The organism is Falsiroseomonas sp., assembly GCF_041690465.1.
In the GTDB taxonomy this organism is placed as follows: Bacteria; Pseudomonadota; Alphaproteobacteria; order Acetobacterales; family Acetobacteraceae; genus Falsiroseomonas.
This window is the reverse complement of sequence record NZ_JAWLHG010000008.1, coordinates 13,932-33,847: the sequence shown is the minus strand read 5'-3', so window position 1 is coordinate 33,847 and position 19,916 is coordinate 13,932. Positions and strand designations below refer to the sequence as shown.

At 71.8% G+C, this 19,916-nt stretch carries 19 protein-coding genes; 3 read left to right on the top strand and 16 right to left on the bottom strand.

From position 1 onward, the window contains the following. Positions 1-16 precede the first annotated feature (16 nt). From ACESM1_RS10555 to ACESM1_RS10500, 12 genes are all read right to left on the bottom strand, one after another. Positions 17-760, bottom strand: a complete 744-nt coding sequence (locus ACESM1_RS10555; RefSeq protein ID WP_372619871.1) for an ABC transporter permease subunit — start codon at positions 758-760, stop codon at positions 17-19. A 10-nt stretch (positions 761-770) separates the two neighbouring features. Further along, positions 771-1,691 (bottom strand): ATP-binding cassette domain-containing protein, encoded by a 921-nt coding sequence (locus tag ACESM1_RS10550; protein WP_372619870.1) that lies wholly within the window; start codon positions 1,689-1,691, stop codon positions 771-773. Beyond that, positions 1,688-2,809 (bottom strand): ABC transporter permease subunit, encoded by a 1,122-nt coding sequence (locus ACESM1_RS10545; protein ID WP_372619868.1) that lies wholly within the window; start codon positions 2,807-2,809, stop codon positions 1,688-1,690. Before ACESM1_RS10545 ends, ACESM1_RS10550 begins: the two co-directional genes overlap by 4 nt. Next, entirely contained in the window at positions 2,806-3,747 is a 942-nt protein-coding gene (locus ACESM1_RS10540) for an ABC transporter substrate-binding protein (RefSeq protein WP_372619866.1), read from the bottom strand. Before ACESM1_RS10540 ends, ACESM1_RS10545 begins: the two co-directional genes overlap by 4 nt. Positions 3,748-3,829: 82 nt before the next feature. After that, positions 3,830-4,018, bottom strand: a complete 189-nt coding sequence (locus ACESM1_RS10535) for a hypothetical protein (RefSeq protein WP_372619864.1) — start codon at positions 4,016-4,018, stop codon at positions 3,830-3,832. Between the two features lie 235 nt (positions 4,019-4,253). After that, on the bottom strand, positions 4,254-6,536 hold the full coding sequence (locus ACESM1_RS10530) for a DUF3141 domain-containing protein (protein ID WP_372619863.1): 2,283 nt from the start codon (positions 6,534-6,536) through the stop codon (positions 4,254-4,256). Positions 6,537-6,743: 207 nt separating this feature from the next. Next, on the bottom strand, positions 6,744-8,510 hold the full coding sequence (locus ACESM1_RS10525; protein WP_372619861.1) for an ABC transporter transmembrane domain-containing protein: 1,767 nt from the start codon (positions 8,508-8,510) through the stop codon (positions 6,744-6,746). A gap of 53 nt (positions 8,511-8,563) precedes the next feature. Further along, positions 8,564-9,883, bottom strand: coding sequence for a TRAP transporter large permease (locus ACESM1_RS10520; RefSeq protein ID WP_372619859.1), 1,320 nt, complete (start codon positions 9,881-9,883; stop codon positions 8,564-8,566). Then, complete coding sequence (locus ACESM1_RS10515) at positions 9,883-10,398, bottom strand: TRAP transporter small permease (RefSeq protein ID WP_372619857.1); 516 nt, start codon at positions 10,396-10,398, stop codon at positions 9,883-9,885. The genes ACESM1_RS10520 and ACESM1_RS10515 overlap by 1 nt, the downstream gene beginning before the upstream one ends. A 70-nt stretch (positions 10,399-10,468) precedes the next feature. After that, positions 10,469-11,467 carry a TRAP transporter substrate-binding protein gene (locus ACESM1_RS10510; protein WP_372619855.1) on the bottom strand — a complete coding sequence of 333 codons (999 nt, stop codon included), beginning with the start codon at positions 11,465-11,467 and terminating at the stop codon, positions 10,469-10,471. Between the two features lie 88 nt (positions 11,468-11,555). After that, a complete protein-coding gene (locus ACESM1_RS10505; protein ID WP_372619853.1) occupies positions 11,556-11,993 on the bottom strand; it encodes a MaoC family dehydratase in 438 nt (145 codons plus the stop codon). Continuing rightward, positions 11,990-13,534: an acyl CoA:acetate/3-ketoacid CoA transferase gene (locus ACESM1_RS10500; protein ID WP_372619851.1), complete on the bottom strand. Its 1,545-nt coding sequence runs from the start codon at positions 13,532-13,534 to the stop codon at positions 11,990-11,992. The genes ACESM1_RS10505 and ACESM1_RS10500 overlap by 4 nt, the downstream gene beginning before the upstream one ends. A 64-nt stretch (positions 13,535-13,598) precedes the next feature. Between ACESM1_RS10500 and ACESM1_RS10495 the strand changes: the two genes are divergently transcribed. The 3 genes from ACESM1_RS10495 (at position 13,599) to ACESM1_RS10485 (ending at position 16,119) form a co-directional block, all read left to right on the top strand. Continuing rightward, positions 13,599-14,321, top strand: a complete 723-nt coding sequence (locus ACESM1_RS10495; RefSeq protein ID WP_372619849.1) for an enoyl-CoA hydratase/isomerase family protein — start codon at positions 13,599-13,601, stop codon at positions 14,319-14,321. Continuing rightward, on the top strand, positions 14,321-15,340 hold the full coding sequence (locus ACESM1_RS10490; protein WP_372619848.1) for a Gfo/Idh/MocA family protein: 1,020 nt from the start codon (positions 14,321-14,323) through the stop codon (positions 15,338-15,340). Before ACESM1_RS10495 ends, ACESM1_RS10490 begins: the two co-directional genes overlap by 1 nt. Positions 15,341-15,522: 182 nt before the next feature. Then, positions 15,523-16,119, top strand: coding sequence for a hypothetical protein (locus ACESM1_RS10485; RefSeq protein ID WP_372619847.1), 597 nt, complete (start codon positions 15,523-15,525; stop codon positions 16,117-16,119). Between the two features lie 6 nt (positions 16,120-16,125). On the opposite strand, the gene ACESM1_RS10480 is transcribed toward ACESM1_RS10485, so the two are convergent. Genes ACESM1_RS10480 through ACESM1_RS10465 form a run of 4 tightly spaced genes read right to left on the bottom strand, consistent with a single transcriptional unit; the run spans position 16,126 to position 19,825 of the window. Continuing rightward, the gene (locus ACESM1_RS10480; protein ID WP_372619846.1) at positions 16,126-16,593 is read right to left on the bottom strand and encodes a MaoC family dehydratase; all 468 of its coding nucleotides are present in this window, start codon (positions 16,591-16,593) and stop codon (positions 16,126-16,128) included. Further along, positions 16,593-17,357, bottom strand: a complete 765-nt coding sequence (locus ACESM1_RS10475) for a 3-ketoacyl-ACP reductase (protein WP_372619845.1) — start codon at positions 17,355-17,357, stop codon at positions 16,593-16,595. The genes ACESM1_RS10480 and ACESM1_RS10475 overlap by 1 nt, the downstream gene beginning before the upstream one ends. Next, complete coding sequence (locus ACESM1_RS10470; protein ID WP_372619843.1) at positions 17,354-18,484, bottom strand: acyl-CoA dehydrogenase family protein; 1,131 nt, start codon at positions 18,482-18,484, stop codon at positions 17,354-17,356. The genes ACESM1_RS10475 and ACESM1_RS10470 overlap by 4 nt, the downstream gene beginning before the upstream one ends. 48 nt (positions 18,485-18,532) lie before the next feature. Continuing rightward, entirely contained in the window at positions 18,533-19,825 is a 1,293-nt protein-coding gene (locus ACESM1_RS10465; RefSeq protein ID WP_372619841.1) for an MATE family efflux transporter, read from the bottom strand. Positions 19,826-19,916 lie beyond the last annotated feature (91 nt).

Here is a 19,916-nt window from a genome sequence, read left to right as displayed (position 1 = left end):
GGCGCGGGGGTGCCGCTCAGTTCGGCAAAGGCGCGTCCAGCCGGGCGGGGCTCCCCTGCCGCCGCCCGGCGACTGCGAGCAGCGCGCCCTCCGCCGCGAAGGCCAGCGCGGCGGTGGCGGCCGCGCCCTGCACCACCATCACCTGGTTCTGGTTCTGCAGCCCGAGCACGATGGGCGTGCCGAGCGTCGCGGCACCCGCCAGCGCGCCGACCGCGGCGGTCGCCACGGCCAGCACCAGCGCCACCCGCAGCCCGTCCAGCACGAGCGGCCAGGCCAGCGGCAGTTCCACCTCGGCCAGGATGCGCGCCGGCGGCACGCCGATCGCTTCGGCCGCCGCGCGCACATCCGGCGGCACGGCCTCCAGCGCGGCGACGGTCGCGCGCAGCACCGGCATCAGCGCATAGAGCAGCAGCGCCAGCGCCGTCGGCCAGAGCCCGAAGCCGAAGGCCGGCACCGCCAGCGCGACCACGACCACGGGCGGCACCGATTGCGCCGCCGCGGCCAGCGCATCCGCCGCCGGCCGCATCCCGCGCCCGCGCGGCCGCGTCACCCAGATGCCGAGCGCGATGCCGAGCAGCGCCGCCGGCACGACGCCGGCCAGCGACAGCCCGGCATGCGTCAGTGCCAGCGAGGCCAGCCGTCCGGCCGGGAAGGGTGCCGCCGCCTCGCCGAGTGCGCCGCCGAGCAATGCGGCGCCCTGCGGCGCGGCAAGCGCGGCCAGCAGCAGCGCGAGCAGCAGCGGCGGCCAGGCCCGTCTCATGGCGCCCCCCTCATCGCGCCTGCCGCAGCAGCGTGCCGGCGCGCAGCGAGCCCGACGCGCCTTCCAGCGCCAGGCTGTCGCAGCCGCGCTCGGCCATCAGCGAGAGCGCGTCGGCCAGGCTCGCATCGCGCGGCAGTACCGGCGCGTCGTCCGGCGCCGGCGCGGGATCGAGCGCATCCGCCGCCGGCAGCAGCGCCAGGCGTCGCAGCCCCGGCTGCGCACCGCCGAGGAGCTCGCGCGTGAAGGCATCGGCGCCGGGCGCAACGACGGCGGCCGGCGGCCCGTCGGCGACGATGCGCCCGCCGCGCAGCACGACGATGTGGGTGCCGAGCTCCAGAGCTTCCTCCGGATCGTGGGTGACGAGCACGATGGTCTTGCCGGTCTCGGCGTGGATCCGCCGCAGCTCGGCGCGCAGCTCGCGGCGGGTGATGGGATCCACCGCGCCGAAGGGTTCGTCCATCAGCAGGATGTCGGGATCGGCGGCAAGGGCGCGCGCGAGGCCGACGCGCTGCGCCTGCCCGCCGGACAGCGCGCGCGGCAGCCGATCCGCCATCGCGGCGTCGAGCCGCAGCATGCGCAGCAGATCGTGCACGCGCTCGGCTATGCGCGCGCGATCCCAGCCGAGCAGGCGCGGCACGGTGGCGATGTTCTCGGCGACGGTCCGGTGCGGGAACAGGCCGACCGACTGCATCGCATAGCCGATCGAGCGGCGCAGCGCCGGCGCGTCCTGGCGCATCACGTCCTCGCCGCGCACGCGCACGGTGCCGGAGGCCGGCGCCACCAACCGGTTGACCAGGCGCAGCAGCGTGGTCTTGCCAGAGCCGGAGGGGCCGACCAGTGCGCAGAGCTCGCCTTCGCGCACCTCCAGGCTGACGCCGGAAAGCGCCTGGGTTCCGCCGAACTGCACGGTGACGTTGTCGAAGGCGATCATGCGGGCAGCGCAAGCCGGCGTTCCGCCGCGCGGGCCAGTGCATCGGCGAGCAGCGCAAGTCCGACGATCGGCAGTGCGCCGAGCAGCATCAGATCGGTGGCGAATTGCGCCAACCCCTCGAAGACCAGCGCGCCGAGGCCGCCGGCGCCGACCAACCCGCCGAGCGTGACCAACCCGATCGCCTGCACCACCGCCACCCGCAGCCCGCCGGCGAAGACCGGCAGGGCGAGGGGCAGGCGGACCTCCCGCGTGATGCGCGCCTCGGTCATGCCCATGGCGTGCGCGGCGGCAACGGCTGTCGGGTCGGCGGCGGCGAGCCCGCCGGAGATGCTGCGCCAGAGCGGCAGGGTGAGATAGGCCGCGGTCGCCAGCACCGCGGGCGCCGGCCCGATGGCGGCGAGCCCGAGCCCGCGCAGCGCCGGCAGCGCGGCGAGCAGCGCGGCGAGGATCGGGATCAGCAACGCGAACAGCGCGAGCCCCGGCACCACCTGCACGCCCGCGAAGGCGGCACCGAGCGGGCCAGCCAAGCGCGGACTGCGGAACGCCGCCCAGGCGAGTGGCGCCGCAACGAGCAGCGCCAGCACCAGCGCGCCGCCGGCGAGCGCGAGGTGGCGCAGCAGCGCGGCCTGCACGGCGTCCGCACGGGCGCGGTACTCCACCATCAGCGAAAGCGGCTCGATCAGGCCGCTGGCGAGCAGCAGCACCAGCGCCGCGGCACCGCCGAGCCCGAGCAGGGCGCGCCCGGTGGGCGCCAGAGCCGCGGCGCAAGCGACGCAGAGCACCACCGTCGCCACCAGCGCGAGCCAGAAGCCGCCGCCGAGGCCGGCCCGCGCGGCGGGCGACATGCCTTCCAGCGCCCGCCCGGCACCGAGGCCCGTCGCACCGACCAGCAGCAGCGCGGCGGCCAGCGCCGAGAAGGCGGCCGCCGCCGGTGGCGCGCGCCGGGGCAGTGCGGCAAGGACGAGCAGCGCCGCCACAACCACCGGCCAGCCGAGCGCGGCCAGCGCGGCGAGGGGTTGGCCCGGCAGCAGGCGGTTGGGCGCGACGGCCAGCCAGGGCAGCGGCAGGAGCAGCGCAGCGAGCGCCACCAGCGCTGGCACCGCCAGCGTGGGGTTCACCGCAGTGCGCCGATGGCCACCAGATGCGCGCGCGCCACCGCCGCCGCGGGCTGCCCCTCGACCGCGATGCGCGCGTTCAGCTTCTGCAACGTCTCGAGGTCGAGCGAGGAGAAGACGGGCGCGAGCGCGGTGCGGATCGCGGGGTGGCGTTCCAGCACCTCGGCACGCACCACCGGCGCGGGCTCGTAGACCGGCTGCGCGGCCTTGTCGTCGCGCATCACCACGAGGTCGAGCGCGGCGATGGCGCCATCGGTGCCATAGACCATCGCCGCATTCACGCCGGAGATGCCCTGCGCGGCGGCGCGCATCGTCACCGCGGTGTCGCCGCCGGGCAGCACGACGATGTTGTCGCGGGGGAAGGTGCCGCCATAGGCCTTCTCGAAGGCGGGCAGGGCGGCCGCGCTCTCCACGAACTCGGCCGAGGCGGCGAGCTTCACCTCGCCGCGCTGCGCGGCGGCGAAGAGATCGCTCATCGTGCGCAGGTTCAGCCGCTGCGCCACGTCGCGCCGCACTGCGATCGCCCAGGTGTTGTTCGCCTTGGCGCGATCCAGCCACACCAGGTTGTTCTCCGCCTTGTCGAGCTCCGCGGCCAGTGCGGCGGCGCGCTCGCTGTCGCGCCAGGCGGGGTCCTCCGGGCGGCGGAAGAAGAACGCGGCATTGCCGGTGTATTCCGGATAGATGTCGATCTCGCCGGCAAGCAGCGCCTGGCGCACGATGCGCGTCGGGCCGAGCGCCAGCCTTGCTTCGGTGGGCACGCCGGCATTCTGCAGCGCGAGCAGGATCATGTTGCCGAGCAACGCGCCTTCGGTGTCGATCTTCGACGAAACCACCACCGGCCCGCCCGAACGCTGTGCGGCGGCGCTGCGTGCCAGCATCGCGGTGGCGCCCAGCGCGAGCATCGTGCGCCGCGTGGCGCGGGGCGTCTTCGCTTCCGACATCTGTTGTCCTCCGTGCGGTCGCGACCAGCCTATCCCCCCTCGCGGGTGGATTGCCAAGCTCACGATGCCGGGAGGTGGGCGATCAGCCCGTTCGGTCAAGCGCCCGCCACAGCGCTTCGGCCAGGGCGCGCGCGGTGGCCTCGTCCGCGGCAAGCCGCAGCCGTTGCCCATCGCGCGCGACGAGATGAACCTCGGCGCCGGTGCTGGAGGTCAGCAGGGAAGCGGCGACAAGCTCCGGCGGCGCGGCCGGGCCGAGCGTCGTCGGCGTCATCGTCAGGTGTCCTCTTGTGCCTGATGCGCGCGATGCTTGCGCGCGGGGGCACAATGCCGGGCTGGTGTTGCGCGAAGATGAACGCCGCGCGTCATACCAGCGGCCGACTTCGTCCGCCGATGGCATGAGTCTTGTTCTGCCCTCGGCGGCGGGCCGCATTCGCGGCCTCGCCATCCGTCAAAGACCGATGCCGCTCGTATCCTCGACGCGCGCTGTGCGCGCGCGCCGTGGCGGCTCAGCGCCGAGCGAGCCCGAGCACCTCGCGCAGCCGCGCCAGCATCGCCTGCGCCGGGGCGCCGAGTTCCTCCTCCGGGCCGGCCACATCCTCCACCGCGGCGAGGGCGCGGCGCCGCTCGGCCTTGTCGGCGAGCAGGCCGGGCAGCGTGGCCAGCGCCTCCTCCGGCGCCATCTCCACCACCAGCGTCTGCTCGCGGATCAGTGCCTGGCGTGCGGCGGAGGTCATCTCGGCGAAGGGCGCCTCGCCGGTCAGCAGCGCCTGGCTGCGCGCGAGGCGGGAGCGGCGGACGCCGCCGCGCGCGCGCGCCAGCAGGATCATCATGCGCACCACCGCCTCGGCGTAGCTGCCCTCGGCGATGCGCGCGAGTGCGGCACGCACCGCCGGCGCATCGGCCAGCGCGTCGGCGGTCTCCGCCACCTCCTCCTCGGCCGTCGCCTCGGCCACGCCGAAGGCCGCGAGCGTGCCATAGACGGTGTGGAAGGCGGTCTCGGTCCAGGCATCGCGCCAGTCCCGCCAGGTGTCCATCGCATCGCCCACGCGCTCGGCCATGGCACGCTCGGCGGCGACGAAGGGATTGTCGGCGGCGGCCGGCGCGCGCTGTGCCTTCACCCGCTCCGCCGCCGCGGCGAAGGGCAGCATGAAGGGGTTCAGGTCACTGACCATGTAGCGCCGTGCACGCATCGGATGCATCTGCCGGCGCAGCTCGGCGGTCCTCTCGGTGGTCATCTGCCGCACCGCGGGGCCGATCATCAGGTCGTAGAGCGTCTGGTTCACCGCGGCGATCTTCGCCACCGCCGGGAAGGCCTCGTTCTCCGCCTCGCCGGAGACGGCGCGGATATCGGCGATGGTGCGGCCGACCAGCTCCACCTGGTAGCCGGCATTCACGCCGCTGCCCTCGGCCGCGGTGATGCGCATCTCGTAGAGGCCGGGCGCGACCGCCTCGATCATGTCGAGGGTGTTGGCGATCTCGGTGTGCTCCTTGTTCGCCACCTTACCGCTAACGAAGATGCCGAGATGGCCGATGTCGTCATGCACGAGATAGACGATGGTCTGGCCGAGCGCGCGGATCTCCTTCTCGTCGCGATAGACGTCGGCGATCCAGCGCAGCGCCTGGCCGGGCGGCGTGATGTTGTCGCCGACGGAGGCGAAGACGATGATCGGCGACTTGATGGACCGCATGTTGAAGGTCGCGCCGTTGCGGCCCGGCCCCGCGCTGATCTCGCCGCGCGCGAAGCGGTCGCCGATGAACAGGTTCTCGACGATCCAGCGGATCTCGTCGCGGTTCATCAGGTAGTAGCCGCCCCACCAGCGCTCGAACTCCAGGAAGCGGTCTGGCTCGCTGTCGGCCTTCTCGTAGAGGCTCCAGTATTTGCGGAACCAGGTGTTGCCGGGCGAGAGCGCCTCGAAGTTCAGCACGAGGTTGGCGCCGTCGAACCTGCCATTTCCGAGGTCGGCCATCAGCGCCGCCGGCCAGGAGCCGCCGGCCAGCCCGCCGGTGTAGCGCATCGGGTTCCGCCCGCGCTCGCCGGCCCAGTAGGAGAGCGGGGCGCCGTTGAGGACCAGTGGCCCCATCAGCTCGGGGTCGGAGGCGCCAAGCATCATCACCGCCCAGCCGCCCTGGCAGTTGCCGATAACAACCGGCTTCGGTGCGTCCGGGTGGAGTTCATGGACGCGCTTGAGGAAGGTGCGCTCGGCGGCGGTGATGTCCAGGATGGTCTGGCCGGGTTCCGGGTCCTTGAAGAAGATCACGAAATACACCGGATGGCCGCGGCGCAGCGCGACGCCCACCTGGCTGTCCGACTTGAAGCCGCCGATGCCGGCGCCGTGGCCGGCGCGCGGGTCGATGATCACGAAGGGGCGCATCGCCGGGTCGGGGGCGCGCATGCCGGCGGGCGGCTTGATGCGGACGAGGGCGTAGTTGCAGCGCCGCGGCAGGGTGCGGCCGTCCACCACCATCTCCCAGTCGAACACCAGCACCGGCGGGCAGCCCTGCTTCTCATGTTCGACGAAATCGTTGCCGGCGCGGCGCATGGTGTCCCAGAACAGGGTGGCGCGCTGGGTGGCGTCCACCGCGTATTCCATCGCTTCCTGCATCAGGGTGAATGGGTTGCGGCCGAAGAACGGCATCAGCGCGGGCGCGGCGGGCGGCTTCGGCGCCAGTGTCTCGGCCTGGCGGGCGGCGAGTTCGGTGAGACTGCGGGCCTGGTCCAGCGCGCGGCTCACGGTCTCGGCGCTCTTGGCGAGGAGTTCGCGGCTGGGATTGGGTGGCAGGGCGTTCACGGGGCGGAGGTCCTGGAGCTCATGGTATGCTGCAACGCACCATATAGGGTGAGGTGTATTACAATTCGCGTTACGTCCTGCCCATCTCCGGCTGCCCGGATTTCCAGGCCGGCACCCGCAGATTGATCAGCGGGCCGTGTCCGTGAACCAGCCGAGCAGAGGCCGGGCCGGGCCTTCGGCCCTGCGGGGGCGGTGCCGGCTTCGTGCTCAGGCGTGTTCGGCGAACTGCAACGCAGCGAGGCGGGCGTAGAGGCCGCCCGCGCGTACCAGCGCCTCATGCGCGCCCGTGGCGACGATGCGCCCCGCCTCCAGCACCACGATGCGGTCGGCCCGGCGCACCGTGGCCAGGCGGTGCGCCACCACCAGCGTGGTGCGGCCGCGCGAGAGGCGTTCGAGGGCCTGCTGCACCGCCTGCTCCGATTCCGCGTCGAGTGCGCTGGTCGCCTCGTCCAGCAGTAGGACCGGCGCGTCCTTCAGGATCGCGCGCGCGATGGCGATGCGCTGGCGCTGCCCGCCGGAAAGCGTGACGCCGCGGGCGCCTAGATGCGTGGCGAAGCCCTGCGGCAGCGCGGCGATGAAGTCCGCCGCGGCGGCGGCCTCGGCGGCGCGGCGCACTTCGGCGTCGGTGGCGTCGGGGCGGCCATAGCGGATGTTCTCGGCGGCGGTGGCACCGAAGATCAGCGGTTCCTGCGGGACCAGGCCGATGCGGCGGCGCAGCGCGCGAGGATCGAGGGTGGCGACATCCACGCCGTCCAACGTCACGCGGCCGGATTGCGGGTCGTAGAAGCGCAGGAGCAGCTGGAACAGCGAGGTCTTGCCGGCGCCGGAAGGGCCGACGAGGGCCACCGTCTCGCCCGGCTCGACCGCGAGGCTGATATCCTCCAGCGCCGGCTGGTCGGGTCGCGAAGGATAGGCGAAGCGCACATGCTCCAGCGCCACGCGACCCTGCGCCGGTTCGGGCAGCAGCGCCGGACGCGCCGGCGCGGCGATGTCGGGTTGTACCGAGAGCAGTTCCAGCAGCCGGTCCGCCGCGGCGCCGGCGCGCTGGATCTCACCCCAGAGCTCGCTCACGGTCGCGCCGGCGCTGGCCGCCAGCACGGCATAGAAGACGAAGGCGGCGAGGTCGCCGCCGCTCATCCGGCCGGCCACCACATCCTGCCCGCCCACCCAGAGCGCGAAGGTGATGGCGCCGAAGCCAAGCAGGATCACCGCCAGGATCAGCGCCGCGCGTGAGGCGATGCGGCGCAGCGCGGCGGCGACCGAGGCCTCGGTGCCCTCGGCGAAGCGGGCGCGCTCGGCGCCTTCCTGGGCGAAGGCCTGCACGGTGCGCAGGCCGTTCAGCGTCTCCTCGGCCCGCGCGGCAAGGTCGGCGATGCGCTCCTGCGCGATGCGGGAGAGGCGGCGCTCCCGCCTTCCGAACAGCACCAGGGGTGCGATCACCACCGGCAGCACCAGCGCCACGATGCCGGCGAGCTTGAGGGAGGTGGCCGCCATCATCACCAGCGCGCCGGTACCCGTCACCGCGTTGCGCAGCCCCATCGAAATCGCCGAGCCGACCAGCGATTGCAGCAGCGCCACATCGGCGGTCATGCGGGAGAGGATGTCGCCGGTCCGCGCCGTCTCGAAGAAGGATGGCGAGAGGCCGAGCACATGGTCATAGACCCGCCCGCGGATATCCGCGGCGACGCGCTCGCCGAGCCAGGAGACCAGATAGTAGCGCAGCGCCGTCGCCACGCCGAGCGCGGCGACGATCGCCGCCATCAGCGCCGCCGCGGTGTTCAACCCGGCCTCGCTGCCGGGGCCGAGCCCGGTGTCGATCAGTCGCTTGAGCCCCTGGCCGAGGCCGAGGGTCAGCAGCGCCGCCGCCACCAGCGCTGCCCCGGCGCCGAGCGCCCGGGGCAGGTAGGGGCGGAGATGCGGTAGCAGGAGCCGCAGCGCCAGCACCGGCGCGCGGGAGGGGGGGAGGGCGGTCACACCGCGCAAAGTGGCGGCGGGCGCCCTTCCCGGCAAGTTGCGGCGGCCTGAGGCTACTGCAGGAACTCCGGCTCCAGCAGACGCGGCATCAGCAGCGCCATGTCCGGCCAGAGGATCAGCAGGCAGAGCACGCCGAGCATCGGCAGGAGCATCAGGCAGACATCCTTCAGCACATCCACCAGTCGCAGGTTCGCAATCGAGCAGCAGATCAGCAGACACAAGCCGTAGGGCGGCGTCACCAGGCCGAAGGCCAGCGACATGATGGCGATCATCGCGAAATGCACGGGGTGGATGCCGGCATCGGCGGTGATCGGCTGGAGGATGGTGCCGACGATGATGATGGCCGGGATGGCATCCAGGAAACAGCCGACCACCAGGAACGCCGCAGCGACGAAGAAGCCGGCGGCGATGGGTCCCATCTCCCAAGCCGCGACGCCGGAGAGCAGCGCATCGGGGATCTTGTAGAAGGCGAGCAGCCAGCCGAAGGCGCTGGCGGTACCGACGGCGAACAGGGTGATCGCGGCGAAACGGCCGGTGTCGCTGAAGGCGCGGAACAGGCGGCGTGCATCCATCTGCCGATAGACCAGGAAGGACAGCGCGAGCGCATAGAGCACGGCGATGCAGGCCGCCTCGGTCGGCGTGAACCAACCGAAGACCTTGCCGCCGATGATGATGAAGGGCGTCATCAGCGCGGGGACGGAGATGAACAGCGCGCGTCCGAGCTCGCCCCAGGTCGCCTTCGGATAGGTCGGGTAGCGGCGCGATTTCGCGTACAGGTGCACGGTGCCCATCTGCACGCCGGCCAGCATCAGACCGGGGATGATGCCCGCAAGGAACAGCGCGCCGATGGACGTGGTCAGCACGCCGCCCCAGACGATCATAAGGATCGAAGGCGGGATGACGACGGCAAGCACCGAAGAGACGGCGGTGATCGCCACCGAGAAGCTGGGCGCGTAGCCTTCCTTGATCTGCGCCTCGATGAACAGCTTGCCCTGGCTGGCGGCGTCGGCGGTGGAACTGCCGGAGATGCCGGCGAAGAACACCGAGAGGACGACGTTGATCTGTGCGAGACCCCCCGGCAGGTGGCCCACCAGCGAGCGCGAGAGCCGTACCAGCTGGTCGGTGATGCCGCCGGCCGTCATCAGGTTGGCGGCCAGCAGGAAGAAGGGCACGGCGAGGAGGATAAAGGAGTTGTAGGAGTTGAACGTCTCCTGCACGAGGATCATCGGCCAGAGCCGGTCCTCCATGAACAGCGGGGGCAGGCAGGCGATGCCGAGCGCGACCGCCACCGGGACGCGCAGCGCCAGCAGGGTGAAGAAGATGCCGAACAGCAGCCAGGCGGCGTCGCCGGTGGCCAGTGCGTTGCCGCCCATCACTCCGCCGCCTTCTCGCCGTGCAGCAGCACCTGCACATCGTCCCACATCCGCTCGCCGGCGAAGAGGATCCAGGTGGCGCCGGCGATCGGCCAGGCGATGTGGATGGTCCAGAGCGGCAGCTCCGCCAGCTCGCTGATGCGATACCAGGCGGTGTCGGTGAATTCCCAGCCATAGACCAGGAAGACATAGGCGAAGAACAGCACGAAGAGGCCCGAAAGGATGTCCATCGCCGCCTTGGTGCGCCCGCGCAGGTTCTGGAACAGGTCCACGGTGAAATGCGTGCCTTCGCGCACGCCGATCATGGCGCCGATCATGATCATCCAGACCAGCAGGAAGCGCGCCAGCTCCTCGGTCCAGATGTAGCGGGGAATCCACTCCACGAAGCGGGCGAAGATCTGCATCGTCACCGGAATGATGATGATGGCGACGCTAATGACCAGCAGCAGGTCGAGCACCCGGCTGTAGTAGAACGTGATGCGGCGGAAGATGCCGCGCGCGCCGGGTGGCGGCATGCGGTCGGTCCTTGCTGGGTTGGCGGGATGCTGACCGGCGGGGCGGCGGGCGCCGGCCCGCCGGAGGGGCTCAGGAGGTGAGCGAGGCGATCTGGTTGTGGATCGCCTCCGCATCGATCTCCTTGGCGTAGGCGACCATCACCGGCTGCACGGCGGCGTTCATCTGCGCGCGTTCGGTGAACTCGATCTTCCGCAGCCGGCCGGCGGCGGCGAGCGCATCGACCTTCTGCGAATCCTCGGTGCTCTCGGTCTGGCGGCCGAAGGCGCCCGCTTCCTTGCCGGCGCGGCGGATCGCCTCCTGCAGCTCGCGCGGCAGGCGGTTCAGCGTCTGCACCGAGAAGCAGAGCGGGCGGATGGTGATGGCGTGCTGCGTCATGATGAGGTTCGGACCGACCTCGTAGAAGCGCATCTGCTCGACGCCCGCGGCCTCGTTCTCGCCGGCCTCGATGACGTTGTTCTGGATGGCGTTGTAGACCTCGTTGTAGGCGATGACCTGCGGCGCCATCCCGATCGCCTGGAAGGTGCGGCTCCAGATCGGGGCGCCCTGCACGCGCACGCGCAGGCCGCGCAACTCCGCCATGTTGCGCACCACCTTGTTCGCGAAGATGTTGCGCACGCCGCCGCCGGCATAGCCGATCAGCGCCACGCGGGCGCGCCGCTCCACCTCGTCGGCCACCGGCTTCAGCAGGTCCTGGTCGAGAACCTTGTTCCAATGGGCAAGGTCGCGGAACAGGAAGGGTGCATCGATGTAGGGCGCGGCGCGGCTGAAGGTGGACATGTGCGCCGGGCTGACGATCGCGAAGTCCACCGCACGGCCGGCCGACATGTACTCGAAATACTGCTTCTCCAGCCCCAGGGAGCTGTTGTTGTGCATCACGAAGTTCACCGGGCGGCCGTAGTACTGCTTCACCAGGTCCTGGAACCGCTGCATCGTGCGGTTGAAGACGTGTTCCGGATTGAACTGGCTGGCGCCGTTCAGCGTGATGGGGGCCTGCGCGCGCACCACATTCGGTGCGGCGAGCAGGGTCGTGGCGGCACCGACGGTGCCGAGGAAAGCGCGACGTTGCATGGACAGGTCTCCCCTTGATCCGCCGGCATTGCGCCCGGCTTGATGCGGCGCAGGCTAGCCCGGCGGCGGCCGCTTGGGAACCACCCGGTTACGTGGCGGGCCGGACCCATCGCATGATATGGCGGGCGACCAGGCAGACCTCGCCGGCCTGGTTCACCACTTCGCAGGCGCTCTCGGCACGCGCGGCGGCTTCGTCGGTCCGCTCCACCAGGTAGCGCGCGGTCAGCGTGTCGCCCTCGAAGACCGGGCGGAGGAAGCGCACGCGGTCGTAGCCGAGCGAGACCGGCAGGCCCTCCGCGCCATTGGCGATGGCGCGATGCGCGATGGTGCTGGCGGTGGCCGAGAGCAGGCCGAGCACCAGCGCACCATGCGCGATGCGCCTGCCATACGGTGTGGTCGCGGCATAGGCGGCGTCCACATGCAGCGGATCGTGATCGCCGGTGATCTCGGCGGTCAACAGCAGGTCGCGCTCGGCGACGGTCTTGGTGAAGGTCGCCGACTCGCCGGGCGCGATGCCGAGCCTCACGCCGGCAGTTCCGCCAGCCGTGGCGAGGCGGGACGGCCCGGCTTCGCGGCGATGTCGGCGGCCAGGTTCATGCGCGCATTGCGGAACAGACGCGGGTCCATGGACCGCAGATCCGGCGCCACGGCGGGGCGGAAGCCCATGCGGGCAATGACCTGCTCCACGGTGAGATCGGGCGCGATCTCCACCAGTTCCGGGCCCGCCGGGCCGAGGCGGAACACCGCGGCCTCGGTGACGTAGAGGACCGGCTGGCCGCGTTCGCGCGCATAAGCGCCGGAGAAGGTGATCTGCTCCACCTGTGCCACCGCTTTCGGCTTGCCGCCGGCGGTCAGCGTGCCGCCGAAGATCACCCGCTTCGCGTTCTGGCTGATGTTGATGAAGCCGCCGGGCCCGATCAGGCGATCACCGAAGCGGGAGACGTTCACGTTCCCCGCCGCGTCGAACTCGGCGAAGGAGAGGAAGGCGAGGTCGAGCCCGCCGCCATCGTAGAAATCGAACTGGTAGGGCTGGTCCAGCTGCGCGTCGGGATTCATCGCCGCGCCCGCCTCGCCGCCCGAGGCCGGTGCGCCGCCGATGTTGCCCTGCTCGTTGGTGAGGCAGACGGCATCGAGGCAGCCTTCCTCGGCGGCGACATTGGCGATGCCGGTGAAGATGCCGGAGCCGAGGTTGCACACCGCGCGCGGGAACAGTTCCAGGGCGCCGCGCCGCGCCACCACCTTGCGCGCATCCTGCTTCAGGACGGGGATGTCCTCCAGCGGGATGCGCAGCTCGCCGGAATAGGCGGGGGAATAGGGCGTCTCGTAGGTCTGCTCCTGGTCCGGCGCGAGGACGACCAGGTCCACCAGGATGCCGGGGATCTTCACCATCTTCGGGTGGATGCTGCCGCGGCGGGCGATGCGCTTGACCTGCACCACGACGATGCCGCCGCAGCGCTTCGTCGCCTGCGCCTCCGACAGCATCTCGAGCGTGACGGCCTCCTGCTCCATCGAGACGTTGCCGTCCTCGTCCGCCGTGGTGCCGCGCAGGAAGGCGACGTGGATGTGGTAGGGCTTGTAGAACAGGTATTCCTCGCCGCGGAACTGCACCAGCTCCACCAGCTCCTCCCTGGCGGAGGGTGACTGCCGGCCACCCTGCAGGCGCGGGTCCACGAAAGTGTGCAGGCCGGTCTTCGTCAGCAGGCCGGGGCGGCCGGCCGCCATCTCGCGCATCAGCTGGGAAAGCGCGCCCTGCGGCAGGGACCAGGCCTCGATCTCGTCCCGCAGCGCCATCGCGCCGACCGGGGGCGAGTTCACGTAGCTGCCGGCCACGTTGCGCTTCAGCAGTCCCTTCTGCGCCAGATGGCCCAGGCCGCGATGCGCGCCGTCGCCCACGCCCACCGGATGCAGCGCGGTGATGTCGCGCGGCGCGCCATTCTCGCGGAAGCGGTTGCCAAGGGCGGCCAGCAGCGCATCCGGCACCGCATGCCCGCCACCCGAGCCGCCGATCAGCAGCGTGTCGCCGTCCCGGACGAGGGACGCGGCCTCGGCCGCCGTCACCCTGCGCATCCTGCCCGTTTCCCCTTCGCTGGATGGCGCTACTCTACCGGGCGCGCGGTCGGGAGGGAACGGGATGGACGGGCGGGTCACGCTGGAGCAGGCGGAGGGCGTCGCCGTGCTGACGCTCGACCGGCCCGGCAAGCACAACGCCATCACCAACGCGATGGCCGGGCAGCTTGCCGATCATGCGCGTGCGATCAACGCTGACGCGGCGATCCGTGCCGTGCTGCTGAAAGGCGCCGGGGAGCGCGCCTTCTGCGCGGGCATGGACCTGAAGGCCATCGAGGCCTTCCAGACGCCCTGGGAATTCCGCCACCGGCCGGACTATCCCGGCGCGGTGCGGACGATCCGCAAGCCGGTGGTCGCCGCGGTGAAGGGCTGGGCGCTCGGCGGCGGATTCGAACTGGCGCTGGCCTGCGATATCCGAGTCGCGGGCCGCAGCGCTCGCATCGGCTTCCCGGAGGTGACGCGCGGCTGGGTCGGCGGCGGCGGTGCGTCGCAACTGCTGCCGCGGGTGGTCGGCCTTGGCCAGGCGATGCGGCTGCTGCTGACCGGGGAGCAGGTCGAGGCCGAGGAAGCCGTGCGGCTGCGCCTGGTGGAACAGGTGGTGGAGGATGCCGCGCTGGAGGAGACGGCGCTGGCCCTGTGCCGCAGGCTCGCCGCGCTGCCGCCCGTTGCGGTGCAGGCGGTGAAGGCGGCGGTGCGGCAGTCGCTGGAAGCGCCGCTCGCGGCGGGGCTTGCCTATGAGAACGAGATGAACGTGCTGTGCCTTGCGGCACTGCGGGAGGGGACGTGATGATCGGCGTGGGCATCGTCGGGCTCGGCATGGCCGCGGCGCCGCACATGCTGGCGATCCGCGACCTGGAGAAGGCGGGACGCGCGCGGCTGCTCGGCGGCTTCTCGCCGAGCGCGCAGCGGCGCGGCGCCTTCGCGCAGGCCTGGCGGGCGCCGGTGTTCCTGAGCCTGGATGCGCTGCTCGCAGCGCCCGACCTCGACCTCGTCATCGTGCTGACGCCGCCTGGCGCGCACCTGCCGGTGGCGGAGGCGGCGGCGAAGGTGGGGAAGCACATCCTGGTGGAGAAGCCGCTCGAGATCTCGCTCGAGCGCGCCGAGGCGCTGGTCACGATGGCGGAGCGCGCGGGCGTGACCCTCGGCGTGGTGTTCCAGCACCGCTTCCGGCCGGCGGCGCTGCGGCTGAAGCAGACGATCTCGGATGGCGAACTCGGGACCCTGCTGTCCTGCTCGGCCTCGATCCGGTGGTGGCGCAATGCGGCCTATTTCGCGCAGCCGGGGCGGGGGATGAGGGCGCGCGATGGCGGCGGCGTGCTGCTCACGCAGGCGATCCACACGCTCGACCTGCTGCTGCACCTGGCGGGGCCGGTGGCGCAGATCGGCGGCTTCGCGCGCACCTCCGCGCTGCGGGCGATCGACACCGAGGACATCGCCGCGGCCGCGCTGCGCTTCGCCAGCGGCGCGATCGGGGCGCTGGACGCGACGACGGTGGCCGAGCCCGGTTTCCCGGAACGCATCGAGATCGCCGGCACCGGCGGCAGCGCCGCGCTGGTGGCGGAGCGGCTGGAACTGCATGTGAAGGACCGCCCGGTGGAGATCCTGGATGGCAGCCTTGCCGGCGGCGGCGGCGCCGATCCGATGGCCTTCGACCACGGCCCGCACCGTGCGATGATCGCCGAGATGTTCGACGCCATCGCCGCCGGCCGCCAGCCTTCCAATGCGGGTGCGACGGGGCTGGCAGTGCAGCGGCTGATCGCGGCGTTGCTCGAGAGCGCGGCCACGGGGCGCTTCGTTCAACCCTGACGAGATCCGCCGCTGCGCATGGCGCAAGGCTTCGTGCGTTGCATGCCGGGCGACGCCGTGCACGGTGCTGTCATGTTGCATGGCGATGACGAGCGGGTGACGCTGACGTGAAGGGGAGGTCGGCATCACGCGGCAGGCGCGATGCAGCCGATGCGGTAGCGCGGTGGCTGGGCGTGGCTTGCGTGGCGGTGCCGGTGGCGGTGCTGCTGCTGGCGACGCTGGTGTTCGGGCTGCACCCCGCGCGCGCGCTGCGCGATCCTGCAGCCTATGTGGACTTTCCGTTCTATGTCGGCATGTTCTCGCATCTCGGCGTGCTCGGCTGGTGGACGGCTGCCGCGGCGGGCCTGCTGGCGGCGTTCACCCTGAAGGAGGCCTCCGAGCAGCGGAGGATGATGCTCTGGGCAGGGCTGGTCTCCGCGATGCTGGCGATCGACGACCTGTTCATGGTGCATGACAACGTGATGCCGGCCTATCTCGGCGTTCCGGAGTTGCCGGTGCTCGCGGCGATCGGCCTGTCGGGTGTGGCCTATCTCTGGCGCTTCCGTGCCTTGCATATGCAGGTGGCGCCGGTCCTCCTCGTGGTCTGCCTGGTGCTGTTCGCCTCCGGCATCGTGGTGGACCTGGTGCGCGGCTCGGCCCAGGACGAGCAGGGGCTCGGCATCCTGTTCGAGGATGGATTCAAGCTTGCCGGCATCGGCGGCTGGGCCGCCTATCACTTGCTTGTCGCGCGGGACTTCCTGCGGCAACGCATGTCGCCGCAGGGCGACGGCGCGGGCTGAGGGTGTTCAGGAAGCGTCGTCGATCCGCGCGCCGTGCACCATCAGGTCGTTCTCGCCCTTCTGCACCACCTCGCCCTTCTGGTTCACCAGTTCGAAGCCGAGCGTGACGATGCCGCGCGACGGGTTCTTCGTCAGTCGCTTCGACAGCACGGTGATGCGCGCGGCGATGCGGTCGCCGACCAGGATCGGGCCGGTGAAGGACCAGCGCCAGTTCAGCGAGACGATGGCGGCGAAGCGCACCGGCGCGCGGTTCTTCAGGCCGTCGCACAGCGCGAGCCCGAGCAGCCCATGCGCGACGCGGCCGGGATAGCCGAGCGCGCGGGCGTATTCGTCATCCATGTGGATGTCGTAGAAATCGCCGGTCAGGCCGGCAAAGCCGAGGATATGTCCCTCGGTCACGGTGATGCCGCCGGTCTCGAAGGCCAGGCCGGGTTCGATCTGCTCGTAGCGCAGCAGCGCCTTGTCGATCTTCATCACAGCCGCTGGATGTGCAGCCCGCCATCCACATGGAAGGCGTCGCCGGTGGAGAAGGGAATCGCCCCGCTGACCAGCGCGGCGATGGCATCGCCGACATCCGCCGCCTCGCCCCAGCGGCGGATCGGCGAGAGGCCCTCGGCGATGCGCTGTGCGTAGCGCGCGGCGACCGGTGCCGTCATATCGGTGCGGATCACGCCGGGGCGGATGTCGTGCACCGGGATGCCATCCTCGGCCAGGCGCAAGGCGAAGCAGCGCGCCACCATGGAAACCGCCGTCTTGCTCGCGGTGTATTCCGCACGGTCGGGCGCGGCCATGAAGGCGTTGGCGGAGGAGACGAAGACCAGCGCGCGATGGCCGCGCCGGGGCGCGCCCTCCGCCACCATCCGTCGGGCGATGGCCTGGGAGACGAAGAAGGCGCCGCGTGCGTTGATGTCCATGCAGCGGTCCCAGGATTGTGGCGTGACGTCCAGCAGGTCGCCGCGCAGCATGGCGCCGACGCCGGCATTGTTCACCAGCGCCTCCACGCCGCCCCATTCGCTCCAGGCCCAGTCGGCAAGCGCGGCGACGGCCTCCAGGTCCGACACGTCGCAGAGCCGGAAGCCGAACCTGCCGCCAAGGTCGGCGACGGCCGCGGCGGTTTCGTCCGCGCCCTCCTCGGCGATGTCGCAGCCGAGCAGATCATAGCCCTTGGCGGCCAGCGCCGCGCAGGTCGCGCGCCCGATGCCGCGACGGGCTCCCGTCACCAGTGCAACCGGCCTCATCCCAGGATTTCCCTCGCCATGATCACCCGCTGGATCTGGTTGGTGCCTTCGTAGATCTGCGTGATCTTGGCGTCGCGGTAGAGCCGCTCCACCGTCACGCCGCGGATGTAGCCGGTGCCGCCATGGATCTGCACCGCGTCTGCCGTGCGCGCCACCGCGGCGTCCGAGGCGAAGCACTTCGCCATGCTGGCCTCCAGCGTCGCGCGCCGGCCGGCATCCATCCGCTCCGCCGCGTCGCGCACCATCAGCCGCGCGGCATGCGCATCCCTGGCCATGTCGGCGATCATGAACCGGATCGCCTGCTGCTCGGCGATCGGCCTGCCGAACTGCACGCGCTGCTTCGCATGGGCGACGCTTTCCTCCAGCGCTCGCTGCAGGATGCCGAGCGCGAGCGCGGCGATGCCGATGCGGCCCTTGTCCAGGACCGACATCATCATGTGGAAGCCGCGCCCCTCGGGCCCGAGCAGCGCCTCCGCCGGCAGCCGCGCATCCTCGAAGCGCAGGCCACCGACCGGGGAGGCGCGCTGGCCCATCTTGTGCTCCGCCCGCAGTCGCTCGACGCCCTTCGCGTGCAGGTCCACCAGGAAGATGGACATGCCGCGATGCCCGGCGGTGGGGTCGGTGCGTGCCAGCACCGCCGCGAAATCGGCACGTGGCGCCATGTGGATCCACATCTTCTCGCCGTTCAGGCGCCAGCCATCGCCGTCGCGCAGCGCTGTGGTCTTCAGCGCCGCGAGATCGGAGCCGGCCTCCGCCTCGGTCAGCGCATAGGCGCAGTTCTTCTCGTAGCGCAGCAGGGGGGCCAGGAACGCGTCGCGCTGCGCCGGCGTGCCGTGCTCGCTGAGCAGCGTCGCCAGCAACTCCACCAGTCCCACCTGGTCGGCGACGCTGGCATAGCCGCGCGACAGTTCCTCCATGACCAGCGCATAGGCGGTGACACCCGCCTCGGCGCCGCCCATGGCTTCCGGCACGGTGATGCCGAGCAGGCCGAGCCGGCCCAGGGCGAGGTAGATGTCGCGCGGGAATGCCTCGGTCTCGTCCAGCTCGGCGGCGCGCGGCGCCACCTCGCTTTCTGCGAAGCGGCGCGCGGTGTCGCGCAGCGCCTCCAGCGTGCCTGCATCGGGCACGGCGTTCCCTCCTCGGTTCGTGCCGCGCAGCATGCCGCCGCGGCGCGCTCAGCGCCAGACGCCGGGACGGACCGAGGCGGCGGTCACCAGGCCATAGGCGGTGATGCCCAGTGCGACAGCGAGGAACTGGCCCTCCAGCCCCAGCGGCCCGGCCATCAGTGCGCCGCCGAACACCGCGATGGCGAAGCGCGAGCAGGCCGCGACCACCGGCCAGCCCATCCGCCCCGCACCCTGGCAGCCGAAATACAGCGCCATTCCGAGGCCGAAGGCGCCATAGGCCGGGCCGATCACGGCCAGCGCGCGCGCCGCGACCTCCACCACCGCCGCGTCGCCGGTGAAGGCCGCGGCGAAGCTCCGAGGGAACAGCGTCACCAGCAGCCCGCAGGAGCCGGCGATCACGAAGGCCAGGCCACCGCCGGTCCAGGCAAGCCGCCGCGCCTCCGCCCAGTCGCCCATGCCGACCGCGCGGCCGACTAGCGCGGTCAGCGCCGAGCCGATGCCGAAGACCAGCGGGATCATCAGGAACTCCAGCCGGGCGGAGATGCCGTAGCCCGCCACCACCGTCGGCCCCTGTGCCGCCAGCTGCGCGGTGACGAAGATGGTGGTGAGGTTGGCGATCAGCGCCAGCAGGCAGGCCACCAGCCCCACAGACAGGATGCGCCCGAACATCGCGCGGGAGGGCCGCAGGCGCAGGCTCGGCGCGAAGCCCGCGCCGCCGCGCAGCACCGCCAGCCCCATCACCGCCGCCGTCAGCCAGAACACCCCCGCGAAGGCCGCGCCAAGCCCGGCGAGCCCCATGCCGGCGGGCTCCGCCAGCAGCCAGGCCAGCGGCGGATAGAGTGCCCAGCCGAGCAGCAGCACGCGTGCCGCCAGCCCGTGCCGGCCGCCGCCGCGCAGCACGGAGGCGAGCGTATTGCTCAGCCAGGCCGGCAACGCGCCGGCACCGAACAGCCATATCGAGTAGGCCGCGGCGGCCTCTGCGGCCTCGCGCCCGCCGACCCAGCCGAGTACGGTGCGCGGGAACAGCGCCAGCGGCAGGGCGAAGAGCGCGGCGGCGGCGAGCGCGATCAGCCCTGCATGCATCACCAGCGCCGCCGCATCCTCCCGCCGGCCGCCGCCGAGCGCGCGCGCGATGGCGGCCACCACGCCGCCGCCCATCGCGCCGGCCGAGGTCATCTGCATCAGCAGCGCGAAGGGCAGCACCACCGCCCAGCCGGCGAGCGCCGCCGTGCCCTGCCGGGCCGCCAGCCATGTCTCGAAGAGTTGCGCCGCGACCTGCAGGAAGGAGACCAGCGCCGTCGGCGCCGCCAGCGCGAAGATCGACGCGAGACGTCGGCGCATCAGGCGGGGAGCGCGAGCATGGCGCGGAGCATGCCGCCGCTGCCGCTGGCTGCAAAGCGCGGCTTGACCCCTGGCGCGCCGCGCGCCCTCA

Coding starts and splice junctions, on each gene's coding strand:
- ACESM1_RS10555 (WP_372619871.1), bottom strand. CDS start 760: ATGAGACGGGCCTGGCCGCCGCTGCTGCTCGCGCTGCTGCTGGCCGCG.
- ACESM1_RS10550 (WP_372619870.1), bottom strand. CDS start 1,691: ATGATCGCCTTCGACAACGTCACCGTGCAGTTCGGCGGAACCCAGGCG.
- ACESM1_RS10540 (WP_372619866.1), bottom strand. CDS start 3,747: ATGTCGGAAGCGAAGACGCCCCGCGCCACGCGGCGCACGATGCTCGCG.
- ACESM1_RS10535 (WP_372619864.1), bottom strand. CDS start 4,018: ATGACGCCGACGACGCTCGGCCCGGCCGCGCCGCCGGAGCTTGTCGCC.
- ACESM1_RS10520 (WP_372619859.1), bottom strand. CDS start 9,883: ATGGGCGGCAACGCACTGGCCACCGGCGACGCCGCCTGGCTGCTGTTC.
- ACESM1_RS10515 (WP_372619857.1), bottom strand. CDS start 10,398: ATGCCGCCACCCGGCGCGCGCGGCATCTTCCGCCGCATCACGTTCTAC.
- ACESM1_RS10510 (WP_372619855.1), bottom strand. CDS start 11,467: ATGCAACGTCGCGCTTTCCTCGGCACCGTCGGTGCCGCCACGACCCTG.
- ACESM1_RS10500 (WP_372619851.1), bottom strand. CDS start 13,534: ATGCGCAGGGTGACGGCGGCCGAGGCCGCGTCCCTCGTCCGGGACGGC.
- ACESM1_RS10495 (WP_372619849.1), top strand. CDS start 13,599: ATGGACGGGCGGGTCACGCTGGAGCAGGCGGAGGGCGTCGCCGTGCTG.
- ACESM1_RS10490 (WP_372619848.1), top strand. CDS start 14,321: ATGATCGGCGTGGGCATCGTCGGGCTCGGCATGGCCGCGGCGCCGCAC.
- ACESM1_RS10480 (WP_372619846.1), bottom strand. CDS start 16,593: ATGAAGATCGACAAGGCGCTGCTGCGCTACGAGCAGATCGAACCCGGC.
- ACESM1_RS10475 (WP_372619845.1), bottom strand. CDS start 17,357: ATGAGGCCGGTTGCACTGGTGACGGGAGCCCGTCGCGGCATCGGGCGC.
- ACESM1_RS10465 (WP_372619841.1), bottom strand. CDS start 19,825: ATGCGCCGACGTCTCGCGTCGATCTTCGCGCTGGCGGCGCCGACGGCG.